7 protein-coding genes and 1 pseudogene are annotated in these 10,559 nt (G+C 73.3%); 1 reads left to right on the forward strand and 7 read right to left on the reverse strand.

What is annotated here, in order from left to right; all coding sequences use genetic code 11:
• Positions 1-61 precede the first annotated feature (61 nt).
• Together FNH09_RS40800 and FNH09_RS40805 are read right to left on the reverse strand one after the other, a co-directional pair.
• A pseudogene (locus FNH09_RS40800) lies at positions 62-754 on the reverse strand (M48 family metalloprotease); the annotation flags it as partial.
• Between the two features lie 3 nt (positions 755-757).
• Positions 758-1,246: a BlaI/MecI/CopY family transcriptional regulator gene (locus FNH09_RS40805; RefSeq protein WP_338017836.1), complete on the reverse strand. Its 489-nt coding sequence runs from the start codon at positions 1,244-1,246 to the stop codon at positions 758-760.
• 181 nt (positions 1,247-1,427) lie between these two features.
• Between FNH09_RS40805 and FNH09_RS40810 the strand changes: the two genes are divergently transcribed.
• Positions 1,428-2,003: a TerD family protein gene (locus FNH09_RS40810; RefSeq protein WP_162469841.1), complete on the forward strand. Its 576-nt coding sequence runs from the start codon at positions 1,428-1,430 to the stop codon at positions 2,001-2,003.
• 60 nt (positions 2,004-2,063) lie between these two features.
• Here the strand turns inward: FNH09_RS40810 and pstB are convergent, their stop codons facing one another.
• From pstB to FNH09_RS40835, 5 genes are all read right to left on the reverse strand, one after another.
• A complete protein-coding gene (gene pstB / locus FNH09_RS40815; protein WP_152894928.1) occupies positions 2,064-2,867 on the reverse strand; it encodes a phosphate ABC transporter ATP-binding protein PstB in 804 nt (267 codons plus the stop codon).
• 100 nt (positions 2,868-2,967) lie between these two features.
• A complete protein-coding gene (locus tag FNH09_RS49245; RefSeq protein ID WP_152894923.1) occupies positions 2,968-3,876 on the reverse strand; it encodes a sortase domain-containing protein in 909 nt (302 codons plus the stop codon).
• A gap of 115 nt (positions 3,877-3,991) precedes the next feature.
• Positions 3,992-5,983, reverse strand: a complete 1,992-nt coding sequence (locus FNH09_RS40825) for an Ig-like domain repeat protein (protein ID WP_152894924.1) — start codon at positions 5,981-5,983, stop codon at positions 3,992-3,994.
• Positions 5,984-6,105: 122 nt separating this feature from the next.
• On the reverse strand, positions 6,106-8,742 hold the full coding sequence (locus FNH09_RS40830) for a hypothetical protein (protein WP_152894925.1): 2,637 nt from the start codon (positions 8,740-8,742) through the stop codon (positions 6,106-6,108).
• Positions 8,739-10,505 (reverse strand): substrate-binding domain-containing protein, encoded by a 1,767-nt coding sequence (locus tag FNH09_RS40835; RefSeq protein WP_152894926.1) that lies wholly within the window; start codon positions 10,503-10,505, stop codon positions 8,739-8,741. Before FNH09_RS40835 ends, FNH09_RS40830 begins: the two co-directional genes overlap by 4 nt.
• Between the last annotated feature and the right edge of the window lie 54 nt (positions 10,506-10,559).

Below are 10,559 nucleotides of genomic sequence, written 5' to 3' on the forward strand. Positions count from 1 at the left end.
GCCGCAACCAGGTCACCTACGTCGACGCGCAGACCAAGCAGATGAAGGTCACGCAGGACGGGGCCGCCACCCGGCGGTCGCCGACCACCCCGGCCGCCTCCTCGTCCGCCCAGCGCTCCACGGTGTAGCCGACGGCGGTGCCCAACGGGCGCAGGAACGGGTTCGCGCGGGCCGCCAGCCCCGCCAGCAGCAGATAGCGGTGGTGCCGGCCGACGAGGTGGGCGCGTTCGTGGGCGAACAGCACGCGCCGCTCCCGGGAGGTCAGCCCGGCGAGCATGCCGGTGGAGACCACGACCCGGCCCGGCCGTCCGGAGCGGCGCCGGTACCCGCGTCCGGGCAGCGTGTAGGCGTAGGGGAGCGCGTCCGGGAGGACGGCCACCTCGGTGGGCGGCAGCCCGCGCAGGGCGCGTGCGGCGCGGCGCCGCACCCGGTGATGACGCAGGAGCAGCCCCACGCAGGCGGTGCACGCCACGGCGAGCGCGCCCACCGCGGCCTTGCCCACCACCTCGTCGTGCGGCACCGCCGCCCGGACCGCCGGATCGGCCCAGCTGTCCGGCAGCGGGTTGCCGGGGAGCTGGGCGGTCCCGACGATCGCGAGCAGGCCCAGGCACAGGGTGCTGCACAGGCCCAGGACGGCGGCGACGCCGGCGAGCAGCAGCGTGGCCGTCCGCGGATGCAGCCGGTGCTCGGCGAGCCGCGCGACGGGCCAGGCGGTCAGCGGCAGGACGAGCGGGAGGAAGACGAACACGCCCACGGTTCAGCCCGCCCGGCCCTCTCCCGGCGCGCCCCGGCCGCCCTCGCCGGTCGCGCCGCCCTCGTCGGTCGCGCCGCCCTCGTCGGTCTCGTCGGTCTCGTCGGTCTCGTGCAGCAGCCTGCGCAGCAGTTCCTCGTCGCCGGGCGGAAGGCTGGAGACGAAGCTGGCCAGCACCGCCTCCCGGTCGCTCTCGCTGTCCAGGACCCTGCGCATCCGGTGGGCGGCGAGCCCCGCCGCGTCCGCGGCCGCCGTCCAGGCGAACGACCGGCCCGCCCGCTCCCGGGTGACCGCGCCCTTGGCCTGGAGCCGGGTGAGGATCGTCATGACGGTGGTGTAGGCGAGGGTGCCGCCGAGCCGTTCGCGCACCCAGCCCGCCGGTACCGGTTCCGGCGCCGCCTTCAGGGCGGACAGCACCTGGGCCTCCAGCTCGCCCTGGCCGCGCCTGCGCCCGGGAGCGTCCGACCGCGCCCCGCCCTCGTACCGCTCCGTCACGCTGCCTCCCTGACCCTTGGGGCGTGTTTCGCCTCCCGCCCGTCGCGCGCCTCGACGACCGCCCATAGTAATGAGCGGTGAGCGCCCTCCCCACGACTTCTACAGTGCTGTAGATTCACATCGCAGTCCACCCGGCGCCGGTCCGGATCGCCCGGCCACCGGCGGAGCAGAGGAGAGCAGCGTGGGAGTTTCCCTTTCCAAAGGCGGCAACGTCTCGCTCAGCAAGGAGGCGCCGGGGCTGACCGCGGTCCTGGTCGGCCTGGGCTGGGACGTGCGCACGACGACGGGCACGGACTACGACCTCGACGCCTCCGCCCTGCTGCTGGACGCGTCCGGCAAGGTCCTGTCCGACCAGCACTTCGTCTTCTACAACAACCTCCGCAGCCCGGACGGTTCGGTCGAGCACACCGGCGACAACCTCACCGGCGAGGGCGAGGGCGACGACGAGTCCGTCAAGGTGAACCTCGCCGCGGTGCCGGCCGAGGTCGACCGGATCGTCTTCCCGGTCTCCATCCACGACGCCGAGAACCGCGGGCAGAGCTTCGGCCAGGTCCGCAACGCGTTCATCCGCGTGGTCAACCAGACCGGCGGCCAGGAGATCGCCCGCTACGACCTGTCGGAGGACGCGTCGACCGAGACCGCGATGGTCTTCGGCGAGCTGTACCGCAACGGCGCGGAGTGGAAGTTCCGCGCGGTGGGCCAGGGTTACGCCTCCGGACTCGCCGGTATCGCCTCCGACTTCGGCGTCAACGTCTGACCCCGGCGCCCGCGTCCGGCCCGGCCCCGGGGGCGCCCAGGGGCCGGGCGGCCGTGCGGGTCAGCCGAAGCGGCCCGCCACGTAGTCCGCGGTGCGCGGGTCCTCGGGGGTGCTGAAGATCCGCTCGGTGGATCCCTGTTCGACGATCCCGCCGGGGGTGCCCTGTTCGGCGAGGAAGAACGCGCACTGGTCGGAGACGCGGGCCGCCTGCTGCATGTTGTGGGTGACGATCACGATGGTCACCTCGCCGGCGAGCTCGTGGATGGTCTCCTCGACCCGCCGGGTCGAGGTCGGGTCCAGCGCCGAGCAGGGCTCGTCCATGAGCAGCACGCGCGGCCGTACGGCCAGGGCGCGGGCGATGCACAGGCGCTGCTGCTGGCCGCCGGAGAGCGCGCCGCCGGGCTGCCGCAGCCGGTCGCGGACCTCCTTCCACAGACCGGCCCTGGTGAGGGACTCCTCCACCAGCACGTCCTTCTCCCGGCGGTTCGCGCGCGTGCCCGTCAGCTTCAGCCCCGCCACCACGTTGTCGTAGATCGACATGGCCGGGAACGGGTTCGGCTTCTGGAAGACCATGCCGATGCGCCGCCGGGCGTCCGTCAGCCGCCGCGCGGGGCCGTAGATGTCCTCGCCCTCGAACAGGACCTCGCCCGCGAACTGCGCCGCCGGGATCAGCTCGTGCATCCGGTTCAGGGTGCGCAGGAACGTCGACTTGCCGCAGCCGGACGGGCCGATCAGCGCGGTGACCTGCCCGGCGGGCATGGTGAGGGAGACCCGTTCGAGGACCTTGTGGTTGCCGAACCAGGCCGACACGGCACGCGCCTGGAGGGTCGCGGGGCCGACGGCGGCGCCGGCCGGCGAGGGCAGGACGACGGTGTCGGTGGGGGAGAGGGTCGTGTCGGTCACGTCGGGTACCTCGGTTCGCGGGTTCACTGCGGGGCTCGGGCGGGGCTCGGGCGGCGGTCGGTCACAGCAGGTTGGGCAGGAGTTCGGTGGTGCGCGTGGCGACCTGGAGGCCCAGGGCGGCGACGACCGGCGCGAACACGATCCAGGTCTGGTGCCGGCCCCAGCGGTGCCACGCCCAGACGGCAGCGACGGCGACGGCCAGCAGCGCCTGGAGCCACAGCACCAGCGGCCAGGGCACGCCGGCCGGGCGGGCCAGCGGCTGTTCGGCCTCGGGCAGCGTGCCGGGGCGGACGACGGCCGCCGGGGTCGGGAAGGCCGCGGAGACCAGATCGGCGTCCACCCGCAGCAGCCCGCCCGGCATGAAGCGGGGGCCGGTGGCGGTGACCAGGACGAGACGGCCCTCGCCCGCGGCGACCGGGGCGGGCGCCGGGTCGCCGGCGCGCCGGACGTCGAGGACCTCGTAGGTCGCCTTGCCCTGCCCGGTGGTGACCGTGATCCGGTCGCCCTCGGTGAGCTCGGCCAGCCGTCCGAACGGTCCGCCGTACGCCGCGGCGCGCCCCATCAGCACGCTGGTGCCTGCCTGTCCGGGCAGCGGGGTGTCCCGGCGGTGGCCGGGGCCGCCGGTCAGGACGGCGGAGTCGGTGCCCTCCAGGACCACCTGCTGGAGACCGAGCGAGGGGACCTTGATCAGGGCGAGCGGGCTGCCCGGGGTCAGCAGGTTGCCCTGCTGGTCGGTCTGGGCCACCGGGGCCGTGCCGAGGGCGAGTTGATTGCGCAGTTCGTCGAACGTGGCCTGCTGCGCGGAGTGTTCCTGTGCCCCGCTGAGCAGCAGCAGCTGCGCGGTGATGCCGAGCAGCAGGGCGGCGAGGCTCAGCAGAGCGCCCCGGGCGAGGTGGCGTACCGCGGTGATGCTCCGCACGCGCGGCAGGACCGCGGCCGGTGCGAGGGGTGTCTGTACGGCGACCGTCACGGGGCCCGCCTCCTTCGCTGGATGGGTGCTGAGGGTGGTGCCTGGATGGGGGCGTCCCGCCGGGGCGGCCGCGGTGGGCGGCCGCCCCGGCGGGGCGGGGACAACGGGTGCCGGATCAGACCGACTTGACGACGAAGTTCGCCCCGTTGCGGGTGTTCACGGTCGTCGAGCCCGCGTAGTACGCGTGCAGCGTGTGCCGGCCGGCGCGCAGCTTCGGCAGGGTGACGGTCACCTTGCCGCCGCTCAGCGTGCCGGTGGCGATGATCTTGCTGCCCTCGTAGATGCGCACGGTGCCGGTCGGCGTGGTGCCGGTCGCGGTGACCTTGACGGTGACCTTGCCCCGGGCGGTGTGCTTGACCGAGGTGGGCGCGCTGACGCTGACCGCCGGGGTCGCCTTGACGACCTTCAGCGAGACGCTCGCCGCGGAGGTGTTGAGCTTGGCGGCGCCGCTGTAGGAGACGGACAGCGCGTGGGTGGCGACCTTGAGGTGGTTCGACAGGGCGACGGTGGCCTTGCCGGTGCTGCTCAGGGTGGCGGTGCCGAGGACGGTGCTGCCCTCCTTCACCGTGACCTTGCCGGACGGGACGACGCCGTGCGTGCCGGTGACGGTGACGGCGACCTTGGGCGTCTGGCCGTAGGCGGCGGTCGCGACGGTCGCCTTCGTGGTGCTGGCGTACTTGACCGCGCCGGTCCAGGTGGCACCGGCGCCCGTGCCGTTGAGGTTGGCGCCGGAGACGGTGGCCGTGTAGGTGCCGACGGCCAGACCGGTGAAGGAGTACGACGTGGTGCCGGCCGCGACGTCCTTGGTCGCCACGACGGCGCCGTCGGAGCCGGTCAGCGTGACCCGGTAGTCGGTGAGCGGCAGGCCGGTGGGGGCGGGCGCGGTCCAGGTGAGCTTGACGCTCGCGTCGCCGAGGGTGGCCTTCACTACGGGCGCGGCGGGCGTCGAGAGGTCGATGCCCGACTCCTCCAGGCCGCCGAGCTTGGCGTGCTTGGCCGGGTTGACCGAGCCGTTGTAGGACTCGTTCACGAAGCCGAAGGCCGCGATGGTCTGCTCGGCGGTGTCGGACGCCAGGGCGGCGGTGTGGCTGCCGCTGGTGACGAAGACGTCGTAGAGGTCCTTGTCGAAGAAGACGCTCGTCGGGTCGATCGCCCGGGTCGGGACGACGTTGTAGACGTCGCGGCCGAAGGTGGCGTTCTCGTAGTAGTAGTTGACCGGCACCAGCTTGCCGTTGGCCGTGGCGACCGGGGTGGTGGCGCCGCCCGTGTCGCCGGGCAGCTGCACGCTCGCCAGGTGACCGCCGGCCGCCGCGGCGTCCTTGCTGTGGTCGGGGGCGACCCCGTTGATCTGGGCGATCCAGCTGCCCACGGAGAACGGCTCCAGCGCGCCGTCCTCGGTGAGGCCGTCGTTGGCCTGGTTCTCCTGGACGGTCGGGATGTTCGGGGAGATCGTGGCGTCGGTGAGGCCGATCGCGCTCAGGAAGAACTTGCGGGTGCCCGAGCCGGACTGCGGGATCTTCGGGTGGACGGTCTGGCCGTGCACCACGGTGGTCGTACCGGCGTAGATGTCGTGCAGGTCGTCGACCGTCAGGCTGTCCAGGGCGGAGCCCTTGACCGCGACACCGACCGCGTCCCGCGCGAACGGGATGTACGTCAGCGCGGTGCCGGAGGTGCTCGGACCGCTGGAGGAGCGCGCGAAGTCGACCTGGCCCTTGATGGCGACACCGGAGCTGTCCGGGTACTTGTCGCCGGTCAGCGCCTGGCTCAGCGCGAGACGGCCCTTGCCGGAGCCGTTCGGGCGCAGGAAGGAGGGCCCGGCGGCGCGGGTCTGGATGCTGGAGGTGGTGGAGCCGGTGAGGGGCTCGATCGCGTCGTAGGAGGCGATGCCCGCGCCGCTCGTCGCCTTCACGGCGGCGTAGGTGGTGCCGTTCACCGAGTCGCCGGCGAGGGCGTTGAGCACGTCCTGCGTGGTGTCGGAGCCGACGCCCACGAGCGAGCGGTAGGTCCCGGCAGGGGTCGGGTCGGCGTACGCAGGGCTCGCGAGAGCCAGGCCGCCGGCCACCACAGCGGCGGCGACGAGCGCAGCCGTAGAGCGCGAAGAGCGCATGGAGGTTCTCCTGAGGATTGTGCGCGGGTGGATCTGGCAGGGTGGTACCGGCCGTCCGCCCCGACTGCCTTTCGGGGCGGGCGGCCGTCTGTGGGGAGCCCCCCGCAGGGGGCTCCGGGGTGTCACCGCGGCGGCAGCAGCCGGCGCAGTCGCTCCGGCAGCGTGAGCTGCGGCAGAACGGTGACGGTGCGGCCTCCCGGCAGCGGCATGCGCAGCGGCAGCCGCGGCCTGCTGCCGCCCGCGAAGGGCGCGCCCAGGGCGGCGACGGCGCCGAGCGCGGCCCCGACCGGGACGGCGTAGCGCAGCGAGTTCGCCGGGTCGGCGGGGGTGGTGCCGGCGGCCGTGGTCTGCACGGCCTTGCCACCGTCGTACGACGGTGCCGCGCCGGGCCTGGCGCTCGCACCGGCGGCCGTCGGCGACGTGCCGAGGTTGTTCGGCGTGCCGTCGGAGGCCGCGCCGCCCGCGCCGCCCAGGTCACTGCCGGAACCGACCTGGCCGCTGCCCCCGTCCGTCCCGCCGGAGCCGGACCCGGAACCGTTGCCCGAACCGGCCGGGCCGGTGTACTTCGCCAGGGCGTCGGCGGCCCGTACGGCGCGCTCGCGCAGCGACTTGGACAGCGGGGCGTAACCGGCCGGCAGCCGGCCCGGGTCGGCGCCGGTGACCTGGCCGGCCCCGGCCACGTACCGCAGCAGTGCCGCGTAGTCCTTGCGGGCCGCGGCGCTCAGCGAGCCGGGCCGTGCGACCGCGTGGACGAGCTGGGCGAGCGGGTACGCGCCCGCGGCGGTGGCCTTGGCCGGATCGATCTCGGGGGCGTCCGTGCCGGTGGCGCTCGTGGCCGCGGCGGTCAGCGACGCGTGGTCGGGGGCGACGAACTTGCCCGCCGCGTTGCGCAGCCGGGCGGTCTGGAGCCCGTAGCGGGCGGCGGACGCCGCGTCGGTCACCGTGATCACGAACCGGGAGCCGACCGTCTGCGGGCCGGGGCTCTTGAACGCGGGCGGGTTGCCCAGCGGGTCCCAGGTCGACTTCCACAGCGTGTCCGCGCGCCGGGTGTGCAGCGCGCCGGAGTGCAGATCGTCCACGTACGGGTGGAAGTCGGTCATGCACTGCTTGAGGGTGGCGTCGGTGCCCGGCGGGATCGTGCACCAGGGGTCGCTCTTGGGGTAGTCGTCGGCGCGGACGGCGTCGAAGCCCGAGCCGGTGGGGTTCACGTCCGGGTTGGTGGAGTAGTACGGGTTGACCACCATGCCCGAGCCGTCCGGCAGCCCGGACAGGAACTTGCGCGCGTCGGAGTCGGACAGGATCCACCGCCACAGGGCGCGGGCGGTGTCGGTGTGCCCGAGGGAGGTGATCAGGTCGGTGTCGGTGGCCGGGGTCTCGGCGACCGACAGATAGGCGAACTCGGGGTTGAGCGCGATGAACTCGGGGTCGCTGGCCAGGCCGGCCGGGTTGTTCTTCGCCCACTCGTAGCCCTTGGCGGCGGTGCCGCCGAGCACGGCGCCCCAGGTGGAGTTGCGGTAGGACTCGGTGAGCAGCTTGGCGACCAGCCGGGGGGTGAGGTCGATCGACTCGACCTTGGTTCCCGCCTGTCTGCGGATGTCGTCCGGCGCCCCGGATCTGGGTCTGCGCTCGATCGTGAAGCCGATGACGGTCCCGGAGAGCGCCACCGGCGCGTACGTGGTGGTGTCGGACGGGGCGGTGCTGCCCTCGTCGGCGCCCAGCGCCCGGGTGGTGAAGGCCAGCCCGGCGGATCCGTCCGCGATCAGCCGGGCCCGGGTGTCGGGCTCGCCGAGTTCGGTGTAGCCGTAGACCTTGCCGGTCGGGCACAGGGCCGCCTGCCAGCTGGTCATGGCGTCGGCGACGAGCTCGCTGCCGGTGGTGGGCCGCTCGTCGGAGCCGAGCGCGCAGTTGGTGCCGACCGAGTTGAAGTCGAGCTTGACGGCGATGCGGTTCTTCCAGTTGGTGGAGGAGACCGGGGAGCCCGCGTTGACCGTGCTGGTGTCCGCGTAGGGCTTGCCGTCGAGGTCGAGCCGGCCCTGCGGGACGATCACCAGCCAGCAGGAGCGGGGCTTGGTGCCGGAGCCGGTCCTGACCGGCGTCCCGCAGCCCAGGTGCGGCGCCTCGTTGGCGGTCTGGACCTCGAAGTACTCCTTGCCGCTGCCGTCGGCGCCGGTGCGGGCGAAGTCGACCTCGTTGGTGGTGTTGCGGTTGAAGAAGGCGTTGTTCTGGGTGCCGCTGGTGATCACCGTGCCGTCGACGGACTTGAAGGGCACCTCGCCCAGCCCGTTGGCGCCGGCCGCCCCGTACCGGTCGTCCTGCCCGTAGTTGCTCGGGTCGGCGTTGTAGAAGACCTTGCGGGTGTCGTCGTACTCGTTGCCGGGCCAGCTGCCCCGGTCGGTGGTCGGGGAGGCGCCGAACTGGCACTGGGTACGGGACGGGCCGGGGTTGGACGGCACGGTGCCGTCGTCGTCGCCCCAGCACTGCATGATCTGCACGAAGTCGGTGTTGAAGAAGGTGCCGGCGAACGTGGTCGGCGTGCCGCCCGACCAACTCACCGTGATGGCCTGGCTGGTGAGCCGCTTCGTCTGGCTCACCGTGAACTTCATGTCCTTGAACTCGCCGCGCCCGGAGACGGTGACGGCGGAGCCGGTGGCGTCCGCGGCGGTGGCGCTCGGCGCCGCCTGGGCGACGGCGAGACCGGCCAGGGCGCCGACCGCGGCGCCGGCCACCAGCCGGACGAGGGTCTCGCGCAGGCGCTTCATCGCGAACCCCCGTCCGTGCCGGAGGAACCGGAGGAGGCCGCGCGGGCGTCGGCGCCGCGGCCGCCGGTGATCAGTCGCGACACCAGGGAGGGCAGCAGCACCAGCCCGAGTACCAGGAGCGCGGCCAGCACCATCAGCGTCTGCGTGCCGGTCCAGCCGTGCTGCGCGGCCACGGTGATCGGCTGGGCGAGGGCGACGGTGTCGTCGCCGGACCCGCCAGACCCGCCGGACCCGCCGGAGCCGGTGTCCGCCGCCGCGATGACCTGCCCGGTGTCGGGGTCGACGGACGGCTGCGCGCCGCCGGAGGCGCCGCCCGAGGTGCCGGCCGAGCCCGTCGTACCGCCGCTCGTCGCCGTGCCGCCCGTGGTCGCGCCGGTGGAGCCGCCCGAGGTGCCGCCGGAGGCCGAGCCCCCGGTGCCGCCGGAAGCACCGCCGGTGCCGCTGTCGGACTTGGCACCGCCGCTGCCGGTCCCGCAGGGCGCGGCGCCCTTCTTGTCGCAGTCCGCCGGGTAGGGGGCCGTCTCCGCGAGCTTGTTGCGGCCGTTCGCGGTGAAGGTCGGGTTGTTGCAGCCCTGGACGTTGATGTTCTTCGCCGTCACCCCGGGGATCCGGCGGATCTGCTCGAAGCCCGCCTTCACCAGGTTGATCGGCAGCGGTGAGTAGCCGAGCTGGGGGGCCGACTGCTGGCCCTGGCACATGAAGTAGTACGAGAACGCGCCGAGCGTCTTGCCCTTGGCCTTGGTGAAGGTGCCCTGCACCTTCAGCGGCAGGATCATGTACGAGTAGCTGGACAGCGGGTAGTTGCGCTTGTCGGAGTCGTTGTAGACGCCGTCGAGCTGCTGGGTGAGGTAGTCCGCGGAGCTCTTGTCGGTGTTGATCCTCGCCTTGAGCAGCGACACCGCGACGTTCTGCGGGGTGGGCTCGGTGTAGTAGCCCGCGTGGTTGAGGACCTTGGCGACCGGGTAGTGCGCGTTGAGCGCGTACGAGTAGTTGACGTAACCGATCGCGCCCTCGCCGTAGTTCTGGGCGACGTAGCCCGCCACACCGAGGTCGCCGGACTGGGCGATCATGCCGGTGACGGTCGGGTAGTACGAGGTCTGCCCGCAGGCCCCGGACCGGCCGACCCGCCCGCAGTAGGCCTGCCACAGCGACTTGTGCTGGTTCGCCATCCACATCGTGAACTGCGCCGTGGAGCCCGAGCCGTCCGAGCGGACCACCGGGACGATGGTGCGGTGCGGCAGCTGCACGCCGGGGTTGTCTGCCTTGATCACCGGGTCGTCCCAGCTCTTGACGACGCCGGTGAAGATCTTGGTGACGACGTCCCCGGAGAGCCGCAGGTTGGTGACCCGCTTGCCGTTGACCGTCAGGTGGTACATGAAGACGGTGCCGCCCGCCACGATCGGCATGTAGGCGTACGAGCCGGCGCCCGGCCGCTCGGCCGCGGAGCCGTCCGTCGGGTGGGTCTGGAACGGGATGTCCGAGACGGCGAAGTCGACGGTGCCGCTGAGGAACTGCCGGCGACCGTCGGAGGATCCCGTACCGGCGTAGCTGATCCGCATGCCGTACTGGTTGACGGCCCGGCGCCATTCGTCGACGGCGTTCTCCGCCCAGGTGGAGCCGGCTCCGGCGATCGGCGTGTAGCTCTCGGCGGCGGCGGGCGTGGCCAGCGGGCCGGCCAGCAGCGTCACGAGCACGCCGAACACCGCGCCGAGGGTCGCCGGCGCCCGCAGGCGGCTCAGACGAGCGATGAGGTGGCTGAGCATCAGTCGGTCTCTCCGGTGTCCTCGACGGGGGTGTGCCGGGGGGCAGGGGAAGGG

Origin of the sequence: Streptomyces adustus (assembly GCF_009377175.1) — a bacterium.
GTDB lineage: Bacteria > Actinomycetota > Actinomycetes > Streptomycetales > Streptomycetaceae > Streptomyces > Streptomyces adustus.

Bases quoted from the DNA above. Each gene is read 5' to 3' on its own strand.
- FNH09_RS40835 (WP_152894926.1), bottom strand. From the start codon at position 10,505: ATGCTCAGCCACCTCATCGCTCGTCTGAGCCGCCTGCGGGCGCCGGCG.
- FNH09_RS40825 (WP_152894924.1), bottom strand. From the start codon at position 5,983: ATGCGCTCTTCGCGCTCTACGGCTGCGCTCGTCGCCGCCGCTGTGGTG.
- FNH09_RS40830 (WP_152894925.1), bottom strand. From the start codon at position 8,742: ATGAAGCGCCTGCGCGAGACCCTCGTCCGGCTGGTGGCCGGCGCCGCG.